This window comes from Streptomyces sp. NPDC111656, from assembly GCF_055656965.1.
Genome location: NZ_JBVKCA010000001.1, coordinates 162,820 through 179,549, shown reverse-complemented (window position 1 = coordinate 179,549; position 16,730 = coordinate 162,820). Strand labels below are relative to the sequence as shown.

The 16,730-nt window shown below is 70.4% G+C and carries 17 protein-coding genes and 1 riboswitch; of the genes, 10 read left to right on the top strand and 7 right to left on the bottom strand.

Features of this window, described 5'->3' with window-relative positions; translation table 11 throughout:
• Nucleotides 1–2: 2 nt before the first annotated feature.
• On the bottom strand, nucleotides 3–362 hold the full coding sequence (locus ACZ7M3_RS00915) for a hypothetical protein (protein WP_450425981.1): 360 nt from the start codon (nucleotides 360–362) through the stop codon (nucleotides 3–5).
• Between the two features lie 14 nt (nucleotides 363–376).
• Nucleotides 377–1,132 carry a LytR/AlgR family response regulator transcription factor gene (locus ACZ7M3_RS00910; protein ID WP_261686943.1) on the bottom strand — a complete coding sequence of 252 codons (756 nt, stop codon included), beginning with the start codon at nucleotides 1,130–1,132 and terminating at the stop codon, nucleotides 377–379.
• A gap of 119 nt (nucleotides 1,133–1,251) precedes the next feature.
• Between ACZ7M3_RS00910 and ACZ7M3_RS00905 the strand changes: the two genes are divergently transcribed.
• The 3 genes from ACZ7M3_RS00905 (at nucleotide 1,252) to rocD (ending at nucleotide 3,959) form a co-directional block, all read left to right on the top strand.
• Complete coding sequence (locus tag ACZ7M3_RS00905; RefSeq protein WP_067378689.1) at nucleotides 1,252–1,764, top strand: Lrp/AsnC family transcriptional regulator; 513 nt, start codon at nucleotides 1,252–1,254, stop codon at nucleotides 1,762–1,764.
• Between the two features lie 123 nt (nucleotides 1,765–1,887).
• Complete coding sequence (gene ddaH, locus ACZ7M3_RS00900) at nucleotides 1,888–2,709, top strand: dimethylargininase (RefSeq protein WP_099940096.1); 822 nt, start codon at nucleotides 1,888–1,890, stop codon at nucleotides 2,707–2,709.
• Nucleotides 2,706–3,959 (top strand): ornithine--oxo-acid transaminase, encoded by a 1,254-nt coding sequence (gene rocD / locus ACZ7M3_RS00895; protein ID WP_472059843.1) that lies wholly within the window; start codon nucleotides 2,706–2,708, stop codon nucleotides 3,957–3,959. Before ddaH ends, rocD begins: the two co-directional genes overlap by 4 nt.
• A gap of 105 nt (nucleotides 3,960–4,064) precedes the next feature.
• Here the strand turns inward: rocD and ACZ7M3_RS00890 are convergent, their stop codons facing one another.
• The 3 genes from ACZ7M3_RS00890 to ACZ7M3_RS00880 form a co-directional block, all read right to left on the bottom strand.
• Complete coding sequence (locus ACZ7M3_RS00890) at nucleotides 4,065–4,409, bottom strand: hypothetical protein (protein WP_355617508.1); 345 nt, start codon at nucleotides 4,407–4,409, stop codon at nucleotides 4,065–4,067.
• Nucleotides 4,410–4,467: 58 nt separating this feature from the next.
• Nucleotides 4,468–4,965 (bottom strand): GbsR/MarR family transcriptional regulator, encoded by a 498-nt coding sequence (locus ACZ7M3_RS00885; RefSeq protein WP_351306521.1) that lies wholly within the window; start codon nucleotides 4,963–4,965, stop codon nucleotides 4,468–4,470.
• A gap of 80 nt (nucleotides 4,966–5,045) precedes the next feature.
• Nucleotides 5,046–5,453, bottom strand: a complete 408-nt coding sequence (locus ACZ7M3_RS00880; RefSeq protein WP_472059842.1) for a RidA family protein — start codon at nucleotides 5,451–5,453, stop codon at nucleotides 5,046–5,048.
• Nucleotides 5,454–5,592: 139 nt separating this feature from the next.
• Here ACZ7M3_RS00880 and ACZ7M3_RS00875 point away from each other — a divergent pair, with 139 nt between their 5' ends.
• On the top strand, nucleotides 5,593–5,973 hold the full coding sequence (locus ACZ7M3_RS00875; RefSeq protein ID WP_388519441.1) for a winged helix-turn-helix transcriptional regulator: 381 nt from the start codon (nucleotides 5,593–5,595) through the stop codon (nucleotides 5,971–5,973).
• Between the two features lie 76 nt (nucleotides 5,974–6,049).
• Here the strand turns inward: ACZ7M3_RS00875 and ACZ7M3_RS00870 are convergent, their stop codons facing one another.
• Nucleotides 6,050–7,456 carry a short-chain fatty acyl-CoA regulator family protein gene (locus tag ACZ7M3_RS00870; RefSeq protein WP_472059841.1) on the bottom strand — a complete coding sequence of 469 codons (1,407 nt, stop codon included), beginning with the start codon at nucleotides 7,454–7,456 and terminating at the stop codon, nucleotides 6,050–6,052.
• A 375-nt stretch (nucleotides 7,457–7,831) separates the two neighbouring features.
• On the opposite strand from ACZ7M3_RS00870, the gene aceA reads away from it, so the two are divergent.
• The 4 genes from aceA to metE all read left to right on the top strand — a co-directional run bounded on the left by aceA (nucleotide 7,832) and on the right by metE (nucleotide 14,701).
• Nucleotides 7,832–9,115 carry an isocitrate lyase gene (gene aceA, locus ACZ7M3_RS00865; RefSeq protein WP_472059840.1) on the top strand — a complete coding sequence of 428 codons (1,284 nt, stop codon included), beginning with the start codon at nucleotides 7,832–7,834 and terminating at the stop codon, nucleotides 9,113–9,115.
• 323 nt (nucleotides 9,116–9,438) lie between these two features.
• Complete coding sequence (aceB, locus tag ACZ7M3_RS00860) at nucleotides 9,439–11,031, top strand: malate synthase A (protein ID WP_472059839.1); 1,593 nt, start codon at nucleotides 9,439–9,441, stop codon at nucleotides 11,029–11,031.
• Nucleotides 11,028–11,897, top strand: a complete 870-nt coding sequence (locus tag ACZ7M3_RS00855) for a 3-hydroxybutyryl-CoA dehydrogenase (protein WP_452968176.1) — start codon at nucleotides 11,028–11,030, stop codon at nucleotides 11,895–11,897. Before aceB ends, ACZ7M3_RS00855 begins: the two co-directional genes overlap by 4 nt.
• 110 nt (nucleotides 11,898–12,007) lie before the next feature.
• Nucleotides 12,008–12,205, top strand: a riboswitch (cobalamin riboswitch).
• Nucleotides 12,206–12,382: 177 nt separating this feature from the next.
• On the top strand, nucleotides 12,383–14,701 hold the full coding sequence (gene metE / locus ACZ7M3_RS00850) for a 5-methyltetrahydropteroyltriglutamate--homocysteine S-methyltransferase (protein WP_472059838.1): 2,319 nt from the start codon (nucleotides 12,383–12,385) through the stop codon (nucleotides 14,699–14,701).
• 97 nt (nucleotides 14,702–14,798) lie between these two features.
• Here metE and ACZ7M3_RS00845 read toward each other — a convergent pair whose 3' ends face one another.
• On the bottom strand, nucleotides 14,799–15,296 hold the full coding sequence (locus ACZ7M3_RS00845) for a GNAT family N-acetyltransferase (RefSeq protein WP_472059837.1): 498 nt from the start codon (nucleotides 15,294–15,296) through the stop codon (nucleotides 14,799–14,801).
• Between the two features lie 55 nt (nucleotides 15,297–15,351).
• Between ACZ7M3_RS00845 and ACZ7M3_RS00840 the strand changes: the two genes are divergently transcribed.
• The gene (locus ACZ7M3_RS00840) at nucleotides 15,352–15,870 is read left to right on the top strand and encodes a CGNR zinc finger domain-containing protein (protein ID WP_472059836.1); all 519 of its coding nucleotides are present in this window, start codon (nucleotides 15,352–15,354) and stop codon (nucleotides 15,868–15,870) included.
• Nucleotides 15,871–15,980: 110 nt separating this feature from the next.
• Complete coding sequence (locus ACZ7M3_RS00835) at nucleotides 15,981–16,706, top strand: lysophospholipid acyltransferase family protein (protein ID WP_355306177.1); 726 nt, start codon at nucleotides 15,981–15,983, stop codon at nucleotides 16,704–16,706.
• Nucleotides 16,707–16,730 lie beyond the last annotated feature (24 nt).

Below are 16,730 nucleotides of genomic sequence, written 5' to 3'. Positions count from 1 at the left end.
GCTCAGCGGTCCTCGACCAGGCGCACGAAGTCCTTCTCGTTGCGCTCCGCGCGCCGCACGTACCAGCGGGCGAGCAGGACCAGGGGCGGGTAGACGCAGAAGCCGAGCACGGCCCACTCCAGACTCGCGCCGTCCGGCATCGCGGCGAAGACCAGGGGCAGCGGCCCGACCAGCAGGACCAGTACGGCCAACACCACCAGTGCGGCGCGAAGTTGACTGCGCATCAAGGAACGGACGTAGGTGTGGCCGAGCGTGGTCTGTTCGTCGATCTCGGTCCTGGGCCGGTAGTAGCCGGAGGTGCGGCGGGTGCGCCGGGGCACCCCCGTGACGACCACCCGGCGTTCGGTCGGGTCCTGCGGCACGCCGCTTCCCCCTCTCAGCTCGTGGTCCGGCGCATCAGCAGATCGCGCAGTTCGCGGGCGTGCCGGCGGCTGACCTGGAGTTCGACGGAGTCGACGAGGACGCTCACGGTGCCCGCGTCCAGGCGGAGTTCGCCGATGTGGCGCAGGGCGACGAGATGGCGCCGGTGGATGCGGACGAAGCCGCGTGAGCGCCAGCGTTCCTCCAGGGTGGAGAGCGGGATGCGGACGAGATGGCTGCCCTGGGCGGTGTGCAGACGTGCGTAGTCGCCGTGTGCTTCGACGTGGGTGATGTCCTCGACGGCCACGAAGCGGGTGACGCCGCCGAGTTCGACGGATATGTGGTCCGGGTCGGGCTCGTGGACGGGTATCCGCGGTGCGGTGTCCTGGAGTTGGGCGGCCCGGCGGACGGCTTCGGCCAGCCGCTCCCGCCGTACCGGCTTGAGGACGTAGTCGACGGCCTTGAGGTCGAAGGCCTGGACGGCGAAGCCCTCGTGGGCGGTGACGAACACGACGAGCGGCGGTGCGGCGAAGCCGGTGAGCAGCCGGGCGAGGTCCAGTCCGTCGAGTCCGGGCATGTGGATGTCGAGGAAGACGACGTCGATGGCTTCGGGCCCGCCGGGTCCGGATTCCAGGGCCCGGTTGATCCGGCGCAGCGCCTCGGTCGCGTCGCTCGCGCCCTCGGCGCTGGAGATCCGGGGATCGGCGTTCAGGAGGTAGAGGAGTTCCTCGAGGGACGGTTGTTCGTCGTCGACGGCGAGCGCGCGCAGCATGACAGTGGAGTGTAGGAGCGATCGGCATGCCTGGACATGTGCGGGACGTGGACGTCGTCGCCGGACATGCGGACGTTGTCGCTGGTTGCGTGGACGTTGTCGCTGGATACAGTGCCGCCATGAACAGCAAGCCCGCGATGTTCGACGAACTCGACCGCAAGATCATCACGGCCCTGATGGCCAACGCCCGGACGAGTTTCGCCGAGATCGGCACGGCGATCGGACTGTCGGCCACCGCGGTCAAGCGCCGTGTCGACCGGCTCCGCGAGACCGGTGTGATCACCGGGTTCACGGCCACGGTGAAGCCGACGGCGCTCGGCTGGCGCACGGAGGCGTACGTCGAGGTGTACTGCGAGGGCGCGGCGCCGCCCCGGCGGCTCGCGGAGGTGGTCCGCAACCATCCGGAGATCACCGCGGCCATGACGGTGACGGGCGGCGCGGACGCACTGCTCCATGTGCGGGCGACGGACGTGGACCACTTCGAGGAGGTGCTGGAGCGGATCCGCACCGAGCCGTTCATCCGGAAGACGATCAGCTACATGGTGCTGTCGCATCTGCTGCCGGAGGCCCCGGAGGCGGGCGCCACCCACGCGGCCCCACAGGATGCCCTGGACGCATCAAACCTGCGTTGACCTGAGTGATTGCGCAGCGATGCTGCGCACACACGCAGCTCTCGTCTCTTGTCGCCCGTATCCCCCGTTTCCTACCTTGGAGGCACCCCCGGTCGACACCGCAGGAAGCGGAGGTACCTCTCTGTGCCCGACAGCCGTGTGCCGCGCCCTCGGCGCTTTCTCGTCTGTGAACCCAGACATTTCGCCGTGCAGTACGCGATCAATCCCTGGATGCATCCCGACGTCCACGTGGACGTCGATCTGGCCCGTGACCAGTGGGCGGCGCTGATCGGCGCCTACCGGGCCCACGGACACACCGTGGACACCGTGGAGCCCGTGGCGGATCTCCCGGACATGGTGTTCGCGGCGAACTCCGCGCTCGTCCTGGCGGGCCGGGTCTTCGGCTCGTACTTCCACGCGCCCGAGCGCCGCCCCGAGTCCACCGCGTACGAGACCTGGTTCAAGGCGGCCGGTTTCGACGTCTACCGTCCCGAATCCGTCTGCGAGGGCGAGGGCGACCTCGTTCCGGTGGGCCGGTACGTGCTGGCCGGCACCGGATTCCGTACCACCCCCGAGGCGCATCGCGAGGTGCAGGAGTTCTTCGGCGTCCCGGTGGTCAGCCTCCAGCTGGTGGACCCGCGCTTCTACCATCTGGACACGGCACTCTTCGTCCTGGACGACGGGCCCGAGGCGAACATCGCGTACTACCCGGAGGCGTTCTCGCCCGGCAGCCGCGAGGTCCTGGCCCGGCTCTTCCCGGACGCGGTGCTCGCGACCCGTGAGGACGCGTTCACCTTCGGCCTGAACTCCGTCTCCGACGGCCGCCACGTGTTCATCGCGCCGCGCGCCGAGGCCCTCGCCGACCGGCTCGCCCGCCACGGCTACGTCCCCGTCCCCGTCGACCTCTCCGAGTTCCACAAGGCCGGCGGTGGCATCAAGTGCTGCACCCAGGAGATCCGCTCATGACCGCTCCCGCCCGTACGCTCGCGTCCTCCGCCACCGCCGGTCCGCGCTCCTCCGCCGACCTGATCCGCGCCGAGGAGCCCGTCCTCGCGCACAACTACCACCCGCTTCCCGTGGTCGTCGCCCACGCCGAGGGCACCTGGGTCGAGGACGTCGAGGGCCGCCGCTACCTCGACATGCTGGCGGGCTACTCGGCCCTCAACTTCGGCCACCGCAACCCGGTGCTGATCGACGCGGCCCACCGTCAGCTGGACCGGCTGACGCTCACCTCGCGCGCCTTCCACAACGACCGGCTGGCCCAGTTCGCCGAGTCGCTGGCCGAGTTGACCGGCCTGGACATGGTCCTGCCGATGAACACGGGCGCGGAGGCGGTGGAGAGCGCCATCAAGGTGGCCCGCAAGTGGGCGTACGAGGTGAAGGGTGTGGCACCGGACCGGGCGACGATCGTGGTGGCCGCGGACAACTTCCACGGCCGTACGACGACGATCGTGAGCTTCTCGACGGACGAGACGGCCCGCGCCGGCTTCGGCCCCTTCACCCCGGGCTTCCGCGTCGTCCCGTACAACGATCTCGCCGCACTGGAAGCCGCCGTCGACGAGACCACCGCGGCCGTGCTGATCGAGCCCATCCAGGGCGAGGCGGGCGTCGTCATCCCGGACGACGGCTACCTGACCGGTGTCCGGGAGCTGACCCGGCGCGCCGGGTGTCTGTTCATCGCGGACGAGATCCAGTCCGGCCTGGGCCGCACCGGCACCACGCTCGCCGTGGAACACGAGGAGGTCGTCCCCGACCTGCTCCTCCTGGGCAAGGCACTCGGCGGCGGCATCGTGCCGGTGTCGGCGGTGGTCGGCCGCCGGGACGTGCTCGGGGTGCTGCGGCCCGGTGAGCACGGCTCGACCTTCGGCGGCAATCCGCTGGCCGCGGCGGTCGGCTCCGCGGTCGTCGGGCTCCTGGAGACCGGTGAATACCAGAGCAGGGCGGCCGAGTTGGGCGTGGTCCTGCGCAGTGGCCTGACGGCGCTCGTGGGCCGGGGCGTGGAGGGCTTCCGCTCTCGCGGGCTGTGGGCGGGCGTCGACATCGACCCGGCCATCGGCACCGGGCGCGAGATCAGCGAGGGCCTGATGCGCGAGGGAGTTCTGGTCAAGGACACCCATGGATCCACGATCCGACTGGCCCCGCCGTTGACCATCACCGGTGAGGAACTCCATTCCGCCCTGGGCGCCTTGGAGAAGGTGCTGTCGCAGGGGGTCTGACACCGGCACCGGACGTCGACGGCGGCAGCCGACGCGGTGGGCACGCCGTGCCCCCGCCGAGCTGCCGCCTCGACGGGCGGAGCGGCCGTCCCTTGAGGAAACCCCTCACTCGGCGGTGAGCTCCGCGAGTTGCTCGGCCGCTGTCGTGTTGCCCTGGTCGGCGAGGCGTCGCAGCTCGTCCATGTTGTCCAGTTCGGTGGCGAGTTCGATCAGCTGGTCGGTGGCCGTGGCGTTGCCGCGGTCCGAAAGGCGGCGCAGTTCTTGGAGGTCGCCTTGCTCTGCGGCGAGTTGGATGAGCTCGTCGGTCGCGGTGGAACTGCCCGCGTCCGCGAGGCGGCGCAGTTCGTTCAGGTCGCCGAGTTCGGTGGCGAGTTCGATCAGCTCGTCGGTCGCGGAGGCGTCGCCGCGCTCGGCGCGTTCCCGCAAGGCAGACAGGTCGGGCTCGGTCATGACGGGCAACCTCTCCGTGGTTTCGTTCCGGGACCGGCCGGCCCTGGGCCTTGTGCGGCTATGCGCCGGGGCTGGGCAGCTTTCCCGAGGCGCGCAGCGTGTCGCGGTGTGCGTGCCACTCGTCCACCAGCTTGGGCAGGCGGTCGGCCAGGAACTCGGCCAGTGCGGCCATCTCTTCGAGTGGCGCACGCCGCTCCGGTGGAGCGCCGTCGAGCAGTGCCAGCCCCTCCCTGAACAGCGCCGCATGCTCCGTGTGGATGGCGGAGTCGAAGTTCTGCGGCTGCCGGCCGGCCGGATCCAGGCTCACCCGGTCCATGCGCTCGCCGGCGGCACGCGTGCGCCGCGCCGTCCCGTAGCTCTCGAGCAGCTTCACCGCACCGGTGACGGCACTCCGGCTCGCCAGCAGCGCCCGGCTCAGCTCGTCGATCGTCTGATGAGGCGGGTCACAGACGAGCAGGTACCCCAACAGGCGCCCGGCCATCGGCGGAAACCCGTACTGGCGGGCATAGAACCGCCCGACATGGTCGGCGAAGATCAGCTGGCTGTCACTCGGCACATCGCCAAACCTAGCACTCTTCACTGAGATGACACATATTTGTGTCATCTCAGTGCCGGGCGACGGCGCAGAGCGGATTCTCAGTCGATGATCGCGGTGGCTTCGATCTCCACCAGATGGTCGGGGACGTCCAGTGCCGCCACGCCGATCAGCGTGCCTGGCGCCATCGGGGTGATCCCCAGCTTCGCGGAGGCCCGCGCGACTCCCTCCAGGAACAGGGGCATCTTGTCGGGAGTCCAGTCGACGACGTAGACGGTCAGCTTCGCCACGTCGCCGAAGGAGGCGCCGACCTCGGCCAGTGCGGTGCCGACGTTGAGGTAGCTCCGCTCGACCTGAGCGGCGAGGTCGCCTTCGCCGACCGTGACCCCCTCGGCGTCCCAGGCGACCTGCCCGGCGATGAAGACCAGCTTCGACCCGGTCGCGATCGACACCTGCCGGTACACCGGGATCTTCGGCAATCCACTGGGGTTCACCAGGGTGATGGCCATGCTGCCTGCCTCCTTGTCATGAGCCCTTGGGCTCGCGTCCACCGAGCCCAAGAGGCCCGCTCTCTTGTGGTTACTCGGGAACTGTAGGAGAGTGGCCGCTGACCTGGAAGAACGCACTTTTCAGTGACTGGGGAACCTGATGGTGACCAAGCAGTTCAAGGGCTCGCCCGAGGATGCGGACCTGAGGCGCGCGGACTCTTTGGCGCGGGAGATCTTCTCCGACGTCGCCAACAAGTGGGCGTTCCTGATCATCGAGGCTCTCGGTGAACGCACCCTGCGCTTCACCGAGCTGCGGGGTGAGGTCGAGGGCATCAGCCACAAGATGCTCACCCAGAACCTGCGCATGCTGGAGCGCAACGGCCTGGTCGAGCGCCGCGTGCACCCCACCGTGCCGCCGCGGGTCGAATACACCCTCACCGAATCGGGCCAGGGCCTTCGCGCCACGGTCGATGCCATGTGCGGCTGGACCCACCAGTACCTCAGCCACATCGAGGCCGCCCGCCGCCGCTTCGACGCCTGACGGCTGGAGCACTCACCCGCGCGACCGTCGCGTCCGACGGACGCTCGCGTCCCCGCCAGGCGCCTTCTCGGTGCCCTCAAGGCGCCTGGTCGACCACCGGGTACGGGACGAACGTGCTGTCGTTCTCGTCGATTCTCAGTCGCCGGCCGAGCGGGGGTGCGGCACGCTGAGGACAGTCGGTGCGTTCGCAGCTGCGGCAGCCCATGCCGATGGGGGTGGCGGCGGCGGCATTGCCGAGGTCGAGTCCGTCGGCGTAGACGAGGCGTGCGGCGTGGCGGATCTCGCAGCCCAGGCCGATGGCGTAGGTCTTGCCGGGTTCGCCCCAGCCTCCGCGGTGGCGGGTCAGCGCACGTGCCGTCCACAAGTAGCGCTGACCGTCGGGCATTTCGGCGATCTGGACGTGGATGCGGCCGGGGGCCGCGAACGCCTCGTAGACGTTCCACAGGGGGCAGGTGCCACCGGTCCGGGAGAAGTGGAAGTCGGTCGCGGACTGCCGTTTGGACAGGTTGCCGGCCCGGTCGACCCGGACGAAGGAGAAGGGAACTCCGCGCAGCCGCGGGCGTTGGAGGGTGCTCAGACGGTGGCAGACGGTCTCGTAGCCGAGGCCGTACCGGTCGGTGAGGCGTTCGATGTCGTACCGCACCTCCTCCGCCGCCGCGTGGAAGGTGCGGTAGGGCAGGATCAGCGCGGCGGCGAAGTAGTTGGCGATGCCGATCCGGGCCAGCGCGTGCGACGGTGAACCGGCGGGAAAGTCGGCGGCGGCCTGACGGTCGAGTTCGTCGCCGTACTCGAGCAGAGCGAGCTGGGTCGCCAGACGGAACGCCCGCTGTCCGGGTCGCAGGCGGCCCGACAGATGGAGAGTGCGCGACGCCTCGTCGTAGTGATGGAGGCGATCGCCGGATTCGGCGGCCGACCGCACGCCGTGCCCGTCGGCGAGCCGCTCGGTGAGAGCCCGCACGACCTCGCCGGGCCGGATGCCGATGTCCTCCGCCAGTCGCTCGGCCGCGAGGTCGGTGTCGTGAAGGTAGTTCTGGCGACGGTAGAAGAAGTCCCGGATCTCCTCGTGGGGCGAGCGGGGCGCCTCCCGCGAACTGTCCCGGCCGTCCGCGGCTCCGGCGAGCCGCTCGGTGAGCGCCTGGTTGCGACGCCCCAGGTCGAGCAGGAACGTGGCGACAGCGGGCATGCGCGAGGCGAGGTCCGAGAGGTCGGACGCGGACACCCGCTCTTCGGTGATCTCTCCCGCCAGTGCCTCCCGCAGGTCCGCGACCAGCCGGGTCGTGTCGCGCTCCGAGAAGAAGCCGGGGTCGACGCCGAAGGCTTCGGTCAGCTTCAGCAGGACCGGCACGGTGAGCGGCCGGGAGTCGTGTTCCATCTGGTTCAGATAGCTGGGCGAGATGCCGAGGACCCGGGCCAGCTCGGCCTGGCTCATCCGGCGCTCCTCACGCAGCCGCCTCAGCCTCGCCCCCGCGTAGGTCTTGCCCACCGTGTTCCTCCGTTGCTCCGGACGGCCGTCAGCGTACGCGAAATCGGCTCATCGCACCCTTGGCAAACTTGGCAAAAGTGCGCTCGAAGATTCACAGAACTTGGCATACGTCCACGGTTGATGGCACTCAGTGCCAGTGCCAGAGTTCTAGTGCGGCCCGCTGGACCTTCGGTGGTCGGCACCCGGAACCGGGCACGATTCACGCCCTGACGTCGGAGATCCCGGCATCGGTACCCGTCCGCACGGCAGCATTGCTCGGCTCCGCTCAGCGACGGGCGGCGGGCCGCACCCATGAAGTAGACACGTAGTGCCACTCCCCCACTCAGTGAAGTCGGGGATTGGCAGACCGGACGATCGAGGGAGACGGTGAAGGCCATGACAGAGCCGAAGACGACTACGGCCGAGGAGCTCACACGGCGCTGGGCCACCGATTCCCGCTGGCAGGGCATCGCGCGCACCTACAGCGCGGAGGACGTCGTACGACTGTCCGGCAGCGTCCGTGAGGAGCACACTCTGGCCCGGCGCGGCGCGGAGCGTCTGTGGCGGCAGCTGCACGAGCGGGACTACGTCCACGCGCTCGGCGCCCTGACCGGCGGTCAGGCCGTGCAGCAGGTCAGGGCCGGGCTCCAGGCCATCTATCTGTCCGGCTGGCAGGTCGCCGCCGACGCCAACCAGGCCGGGCACACCTACCCCGACCAGAGTCTCTATCCCGTCAACTCCGTTCCGCAGGTCGTCCGGCGCATCAACAACGCACTGCTGCGCGCCGACCAGATCGCCACCGCCGAGGGCGGCGCGGACACCACCGACTGGCTGGCCCCGATCGTCGCCGACGCGGAGGCCGGATTCGGCGGCCCGCTCAACGCGTTCGAGCTGACCAAGGCGATGATCGCGGCCGGCGCCGCGGGCATCCACTACGAGGACCAACTGGCCTCGGAGAAGAAGTGCGGCCACCTCGGCGGCAAGGTCCTCGTGCCCACCTCCCAGCACATCCGCACCCTCAACGCGGCTCGGCTCGCGGCGGACATCGCCGACGTGCCGACGCTCGTCATCGCGCGTACCGACGCGCTGGCCGCCACGCTGCTCACGAGCGATGTGGATGAGCGCGACGCCGAGTTCGTCACCGGCGAGCGCACGGCGGAAGGCTTCTACCGCGTGCGGGGCGGGATGGCGCCGGTCATCGCCCGCGGTCTCGCCTACGCCCCGTACGCCGACCTGATCTGGGTCGAGACCGGCACCCCCGACCTGGCCCAGGCCCGCGAGTTCGCCGAGGCCGTCCACGCCCGGTATCCGGACCAGATGCTCGCCTACAACTGCTCGCCGTCCTTCAACTGGAAGGCCGCCCTGGACGACGACCGGATCGCCAAGTTCCAGCGGGAGTTGGGTGCGATGGGATACCGCTTCCAGTTCATCACGCTGGCCGGGTTCCACTCCCTCAACCACGGCATGTTCGACCTGGCCCGTGGCTACGCCGAGCACGGCATGACCGCCTATGTCGACCTCCAGGAGCGGGAGTTCGCCGCACAGAAGCACGGCTTCACCGCCGTCAGGCACCAACGCGAGGTCGGCACCGGCTACTTCGACCTGGTCTCCACGGCCGTCAACCCGGCCTCCTCCACGACCGCCCTGGCCGGCTCCACCGAGGAGGAGCAGTTCCACTAGGCCCTGTCGTCAAATTCCCGTCTGCCCCGCGACGCCATGCACGCGCCCCCAAGTTCTCGGCTTCGCTCGAACAGGGAGGGACCCCCTTCGCCGCACCGGGCACAGACCCAAGTACATCCAGTACGAGGGCCTGCGCCCGGCACGCCGAGAGCACGCACCTGACGCCGCAGGGCCCGCCCTCCGGGCGGACGACGGGAATGTGACGACAGGACCTAGACCCCGCAAGGTCGCCCGCGCGCGCCCTCCCCTGACCGGGCGGGAGCCGGGCGACCGTTCCGTCCGGCTCCCGCTCCGCTCTCCCTCCCCCCGATCAGGAGATCCTGATGTCCACCAGCGCACCGACCCGCCACGTCCGCGTCCTCGCGGCACCGGGCGACCGGCACGACGAAATCCTCACCCCCGCCGCCCTGGACTTCGTCGGCCGCCTCGCCGACGCCCTCGTCGGACGTCGCCAGGAACTCCTGAAGGAGCGCCGGCGGCAGGCCATACGGCTCGCGGCCGGAGCCCCGCTCGACTTCCCCCTCGCCACCGCCGCCGTCCGTGCCGACCTCTCCTGGCGGGTGGCTGCGCCGGCTCCCGGGCTGACCGACCGCCGTGTGGAGATCACCGGGCCGCCCGACCGCCGTATGACCGTCAACGCGCTCAACTCCGGTGCCCAGGTGTGGATGGCGGACTTCGAGGACGCCACCTCACCCACCTGGGACAACGTCATCGGCGGTCAGCTCAACCTGCTCGATGCCATCGAGCGCCGGATCGACTTCACCACCGAGGCGGGCAAGGAGTACCGGCTGGGCGAACGGGTCGCCACCATCATGGTGCGGCCGCGCGGCTGGCACCTGATCGAGGAGCACCTGGAGTTCGACGGCCGGCCCGTGCCCGCCTCCCTCGTCGACTTCGGCCTGTACTTCTTCCACTGCGCGCGGCGTCAGATCGACGCCGGGTACGGGCCGTACTTCTATCTGCCGAAGCTGGAGAACCGTTACGAGGCCCGGCTGTGGAACGACGTCTTCGTCCTCGCCCAGGAACTGCTGGGCATCCCCCGCGGCACCGTCCGCGCCACCGTCCTCATCGAGACGATCACCGCGGCCTTCGAGATGGAGGAGATCCTCTACGAGCTGCGCGAGCACAGCGCCGGCCTCAACGCGGGCCGGTGGGACTACCTGTTCAGCCTGATCAAGACCTTCGGCCACCGCACGGACTTCCTGCTGCCGGACCGGGCGAGGGTGACGATGACCGCGCCGTTCCTGCGCGCGTACACGGAACTGCTGGTGCGCACCTGCCACCGGCGCGGCGCCCACGCCATCGGCGGCATGGCCGCCCACGTGCCCGGCAGGGACCGGGCCGCCCACGAGGCGGCCCTGGCCAAGGTCCGGCTCGACAAGGAGCGCGAGGCGGAGGACGGCTTCGACGGCTCCTGGGTCGCCCACCCCGGGCTCGTGCCAGTGTGCCGCGAGGTCTTCGACGGCGTCCTCGGCGACCGGCCCCACCAGATCGAGCGCACCCGCGACGACGCCGAGGTGACCGCCGCGGACCTGCTGTCGGTGCGCCGCGTCAGCGGGCCGCCCACACCGGAGGGGCTGCGTACCAACATCGCGGTCGCGCTGCGCTACTTCGACGCCTGGCTGCGTGGGCAGGGGGCTGTGGCCCTGTACGGCCTGATGGAGGACGCGGCGACCGCCGAGATCGCCCGGGTGCAGATCTGGCAGTGGCTGCGGCACCGGGTCGTCGACCAGGAGACGGTACTGCGGCTGCTCGACGACGAACTCGCCGCGCTGGGTGCCGAGCACCCCTGGGCGGCCCTCGACGAGGTGCGAGCCCTCTTCGAACGAACCGCCCTGGCACCGGAGTTGCCACTGTTCTTCACCCCGGACGCCTACACCCGTCACCTCGTCCGGCACGCCGAGGCCGCGTCATGAGCCGGGACATCCGCCGGGTGGGCGTGGTCGGCGGCGGACAGATGGGCGCCGGGATCGCCGAAGTGTGCGCGCGGGCCGGACTGGACACCGTCGTGTGCGAGGTGGACGCGGTCGCCGCCCGCGCCGCACGCGACCGGGTGGCGGCCTCGTTGGACCGCGCGGTGGAGCGCGGCAAGCTGACGCGAGCCGCGGCACGGGACGCCCTCGACCGGACGGTCTTCTCCGGCAACCTCGAAGACCTGGCCGACCGGCAGCTCGTCGTCGAGGCCGTCGTGGAGAACGCCGACGCCAAGACGGAGATCTTCACCGCACTGGACAAGATCGTCGAGGCGCCGGACGCGGTCCTGGCGAGCAACACCTCCTCCCTGCCCGTCATGCGTCTGGGCAGGGCGACCCACCGCGCCGACCGCGTCCTCGGCCTGCACTTCTTCAACCCCGTGCCCGTGCTGCCGCTGGTGGAGGTCGTGACCTCCCTCCACACGGCCCCCGAAACGGTCGGCGCCGTCGAGGACTTCGTCACCCGGACCCTGGGCAAGACCGTCATCCGCTCCCAGGACCGCGCCGGCTTCGTCGTCAACGCCCTGCTCATCCCCTACCTGCTGTCGGCCGTCCGCATGACGGAGTCCGGCTTCGCCTCCGCCGCCGACGTCGACACGGGTATGGAACTGGGCTGCGCCCACCCCATGGGCCCGCTGAGACTGGCCGACCTGATCGGCCTCGACACCGTGGCCTCGATCGCGGAGTCCCTGTACGAGGAGTTCAAGGAACCCCTCTACGCGCCGCCCCCGCTGCTCCAGCGGATGGTGGAGGCAGGGCTGCTGGGCCGCAAGACCGGCCGCGGGTTCCACGTGTACGGCCAGGAGTGAGCATCCCGGCGCGAACGGCCCGAGGGGCTCGGACGGCGTGTCCCAGCTCACCGTCCGAATGTCGGACGTGGTCCGCCGCGCCGGGTGAGCGCCCCCTAGGCTGGCCGGTGCAACTGGTTCGCCCCGTCCGCCAGGCGGGATGCGTCGCAAGAGGGAACCCGGTGGGAATCCGGGACTGCCCCGCAGCGGTGAGTGGGAACGACCGCCGTCATACGCACTGGGTCCGGTGAACAGGACCTGGGAAGCGACGGCCACTAGGTGTCCTCCGTCCGGAGGACGTGCCCGCGAGTCCGAAGACCTGCCCGTTGCCCGCGCGCGACCCCTCGTGCGCGGACATCCCGGTGACCTCGTGGGCGGGTCGGCGTACATATCGGGCGGACGACCGCGCTGTGCTGCGCGGGGCTTGTTTCCGTCCGGTTCGTCAGCCCTTCGCGCCCTCGTCCCGTCCCGGGATCCCAGGGAGATATCTCGCGAAGGAGATTTCCGTGACAGCGAAGTCCGCAGCCGCGGCGGCACGGGCCACCGTGTACGGCTACCCCCGCCAGGGACAGAGCCGGGAGCTGAAGAAGGCGATCGAGGGCTACTGGAAGGGCCGCGTCGACGCCGACGCCCTCCGGGCCACCGCCACCGAACTGCGCGCCGCCAACTGGCGGCAGCTGGCCGAGGCCGGCATCCACGAGGTACCCACCGGGGACTTCTCGTACTACGACCACGTCCTGGACACCAGCGTCATGGTCGGCGCGATCCCCGAACGCCACCGCGCCGCCGTCGAGGCCGACGCGCTGGACGGCTACTTCGCGATGGCGCGCGGCACCCAGGACGCGGCGCCGCTGGAGATGACGAAGTGGTTCGACACCAACTACCACTACCTGGTGCCCGAGTTGGGCCCCGACACCGTCTTCACGGCCGACTCGACCAAGCAGGTCACCGAGCTCAAGGAGGCCCTCGCCCTCGGGCTGAGCGCCCGCCCGGTGCTGGTCGGACCGGTCACCTACCTGCTGCTCGCCAAGCCCGCGCCGGGCGTCGCCGCGGACTTCGACCCGCTGACGCTCCTCGACCGGCTGCTGCCCGTGTACGCCCAGGTCCTCGCCGACCTCCGCACGGCCGGCGCCGAGTGGGTGCAGCTCGACGAGCCGGCCCTGGTCCAGGACCGTACGCCCGCCGAGCTGAACGCCGCCGCGCGCGCCTACCGCGACCTGGGAGGGCTCACCGAGCGGCCGAAGCTGTTGGTCGCCTCGTACTTCGACCGGCTCGGTGACGCGCTGCCCGTGCTCGCCAAGGCTCCGGTGGAGGGCCTGGCGCTCGACTTCACCGAGGCTGCCGCCGCCAACCTGGACGCGCTCGCCGCCGTGGGCGGACTGCCCGGCAGGCGTCTGGTCGCCGGGGTCGTCAACGGGCGCAACATCTGGGTCAACGACCTGGAGAAGTCCCTCGCCACCCTCGGCACCTTGCTCGGACTGGCCGACCGGGTCGACGTGGCCGCCTCCTGCTCGCTGCTGCACGTCCCGCTCGACACCACCGCCGAACGCGACATCGAGCCGCAGATCCTGCGCTGGCTCGCCTTCGCCCGCCAGAAGACCGCCGAGATCGTCACCCTCGCCAAGGGCCTCGGGGGCGGCACCGACACCATCGCGGCCGAACTCGCCGCCAACCGGGCCGACCTGGCCTCCCGCGCCGGCTCGGCGCTCACCCACGACCCCGCGGTACGCGCCCGCACCGCCGCCGTCACGGCCACCGACGCCCGCCGCTCCCAGCCCTACCCCGAACGGGCCGCCGCCCAGCGCGCCCACCTGCGGCTGCCCCTGCTGCCGACCACCACCATCGGCTCCTTCCCGCAGACCACCGAACTGCGCACCGCGCGGGCGGACCTGCGCGCGGGACGGATCGACAGCGCCGGGTACGAGGAACGCATCAGGGCCGAGATCGGCGAGGTGATCTCCTTCCAGGAGAAGACCGGCCTCGACGTCCTCGTGCACGGCGAGGCCGAACGCAACGACATGGTCCAGTACTTCGCCGAACAGCTCACCGGCTACCTCGCCACACAGCACGGCTGGGTCCAGTCCTACGGCACCCGCTACGTACGCCCGCCGATCCTGGCCGGCGACATCTCCCGCCCGGAAGCGATGACGGTGCGCTGGACGACGTACGCCCAGTCCCTCACCACCAAGCCCGTCAAGGGCATGCTCACCGGCCCCGTCACCATGCTCGCCTGGTCCTTCGTCCGCGACGACCAGCCCCTCGCCGACACCGCCCGACAGGTCGCCCTCGCCCTGCGCGACGAGGTGAACGACCTCGAGACGGCCGGGACTTCGGTCATCCAGGTGGACGAACCCGCGCTGCGCGAGACCCTGCCGCTGCGCGCCTGCGACCATCCGGAGTATCTGGCGTGGGCCACCGAGGCGTTCCGCCTCACCACGGCGGGCGTACGCCCGGACACCCAGATCCACACCCACATGTGCTACGCCGAGTTCGGCGACATCGTCCAGGCCATCGACGACCTCGACGCCGACGTCATCAGCCTCGAGGCCGCCCGCTCCCACATGCAGGTCGCCCGCGAACTCGCCGGACACGGCTATCCGCGCGAGGCCGGACCCGGCGTGTACGACATCCACTCCCCACGCGTACCGAGCACCGAGGAGGCCGCCGAACTGCTCCGCACCGGCCTCAAGGCCATTCCCGCCGAGCGACTGTGGGTCAACCCCGACTGCGGCCTGAAGACCCGCGCCTGGCCCGAGACCCGCGCCTCGCTGGAGAACCTGGTCACCGCGGCGCGGACGGTCCGCACGGAGCTTTCCGCGTCCTGAGCCCGTTCGACGGGCCGGGAGAGCACGCCCACCGCTTTCCCGGCCCACCGGCGACCCACCACACCACAAGCCCCGCGACCCGATGGAGGCCGGTGGCTCACGGGCGCCAGTACAGCGCAGGGTCGGGGTGGTGGGTGAAGCCGAGTTCGCGGTACAGCGGTTCGCCCTCGGTGGAGGCGTACAGGTCCACTCGGGCGACCTCACGTTCCGCGAACCAGTCGAGCAGGCCCCGGATGATCGAGCGGCTGTGACCGCGGCGCCGGTACGACGGGTCGGTGACCACGCCGATCACGTGCCCGATCCGGCCGTTGCGCAGATGCGGGCCGGGCAATCGCTGCTCGATGGTGGCGATCCCACAGGCGGCCAGGCCACGGTCGCCGTCGCTGTCACTGTCGCCGTCGCCGTCGCCGTCGCCGTCCACCACGAGGATGCGCACGGCATCCGAGGTCAGCTGTTCCTTCAGCACCACGGCCAGGGCGTCCAGCCAGTCGTCGTCCGCCGACGCGGGGCTGAAGAAGTCACCGCCGAGGTCCTCGAACAGCAGGGCCCGCAGACGTACGAGCTCCACCAGGTCGTACTCCACCGCCTGCCGCACGGCCGGCCCGTTCCTTTGCGTTGTCCCATGCCGACCAGACTGATGTAATGGTCTTATGCACCTCAACCCTTACGGCGAGGATGCCGTGAACCTGGCCGCCGATCTGGCCAACCGGCGCCCGACCGGCGCCGAGGAGCTCGCGGAGCGCTGCCGCGCCGCCGGGCTGGTGCTGGAGACCCCGGCCACCCCTCAGGACCTCGACCGCACCCAGGACGCACTGGAGGCGTGGGAGGAGGTCGTCGATGCCACCGACGAACACGAACGCGCCGAGCTGCTCAACCGGATGCTGGCGGCGGCCGCCGCCCACCCGCGGATGACCAACCACGCCGGCAGCGGCTGGCACCTGCACTTCCGCGACGACCGGCAGACACTCGGCTCCGTACTGTTCTCACTCATCGCCGTGGGTACCGCACTGCACCTGACCGGACGGGGCATGCACCGCCTCAGACGCTGCGCCGTGAGCGAGTGCACCACGATCTTCGCCGACACCTCCCGCACCGGACGGCAGCGGTACTGCTCCCCACGCTGCGCCAACCGCGACGCGGTACGCCGCCACCGGGCACGCAGCGTTTGACGAGCGTCACGAGCTGCCCCTATCCCCCACGTGGCCAGTAGAGCATCCTCAGGGATGAAGTCCGGAAGAACGCGGCCCCAGAGCCGATTCGGTAGAGTTGGAGAGACACCGTGTTTTACTACGTGCTCAAATACGTGCTTCTGGGTCCACTGTTGAGGCTGGTGTTCCGGCCTCGGATCGAGGGCCTTGAGTACATACCGGCGTCGGGTCCCGCCATCGTGGCCGGCAATCATCTCTCGTTCTCGGACCACTTCCTGATGCCCGCGATCCTGAAGCGTCGCATCACCTTCCTGGCAAAGGCCGAGTACTTCACGGGGCCCGGTATCAAGGGACGGCTGACAGCCGCCTTCTTCCGCAGCGCCGGGCAGATCCCGGTGGACCGCTCCGGCAAGGACGCGGGCCAGGCCGCGATCCGCGAGGGACTGGGCGTGCTGCGCAAGGACGAACTGCTCGGCATCTACCCGGAGGGGACGCGTTCGCACGACGGGCGCCTCTACAAGGGCAAGGTCGGCGTCGCGGTCATGGCGCTGAAGGCCGGGGTTCCGGTCATCCCCTGCGCCATGATCGGCACCTTCGAGGCACAGCCGCCGGGTCAGAAGATCCCGAGCCTTCACCCCGTGGTGATCCGCTTCGGGAAGCCCCTCGACTTCTCCCGCTACGCCGGGATGGAGAACGAGAAGGCCATCCTGCGCGCCGTCACCGACGAGATCATGTACGCCATCCTCACCCTCTCCGAGCAGGAGTACGTCGACCGGTACGCGGCCGTCGTCAAGGCGGAGGAGGCGGCCGAGGTCGCGGCCCAGGCCCGCAAATTCCGGCGGATGCCGTTGAGTTGAGGGACGCACGGCAGGCAGAAGGGG

Bases quoted from the DNA above. Each gene is read 5' to 3' on its own strand.
- ACZ7M3_RS00840 (WP_472059836.1), top strand. From the start codon at position 15,352: ATGCACCTCAACCCTTACGGCGAGGATGCCGTGAACCTGGCCGCCGAT.
- ACZ7M3_RS00890 (WP_355617508.1), bottom strand. From the start codon at position 4,409: ATGACCGAGCCCGACCTGTCTGCCTTGCGGGAACGCGCCGAGCGCGGC.
- ACZ7M3_RS00880 (WP_472059842.1), bottom strand. From the start codon at position 5,453: ATGGCCATCACCCTGGTGAACCCCAGTGGATTGCCGAAGATCCCGGTG.
- aceB (WP_472059839.1), top strand. From the start codon at position 9,439: ATGTCCACCAGCGCACCGACCCGCCACGTCCGCGTCCTCGCGGCACCG.
- ACZ7M3_RS00905 (WP_067378689.1), top strand. From the start codon at position 1,252: ATGAACAGCAAGCCCGCGATGTTCGACGAACTCGACCGCAAGATCATC.
- rocD (WP_472059843.1), top strand. From the start codon at position 2,706: ATGACCGCTCCCGCCCGTACGCTCGCGTCCTCCGCCACCGCCGGTCCG.
- ACZ7M3_RS00910 (WP_261686943.1), bottom strand. From the start codon at position 1,132: ATGCTGCGCGCGCTCGCCGTCGACGACGAACAACCGTCCCTCGAGGAA.
- ACZ7M3_RS00855 (WP_452968176.1), top strand. From the start codon at position 11,028: ATGAGCCGGGACATCCGCCGGGTGGGCGTGGTCGGCGGCGGACAGATG.
- ACZ7M3_RS00875 (WP_388519441.1), top strand. From the start codon at position 5,593: ATGGTGACCAAGCAGTTCAAGGGCTCGCCCGAGGATGCGGACCTGAGG.
- aceA (WP_472059840.1), top strand. From the start codon at position 7,832: ATGACAGAGCCGAAGACGACTACGGCCGAGGAGCTCACACGGCGCTGG.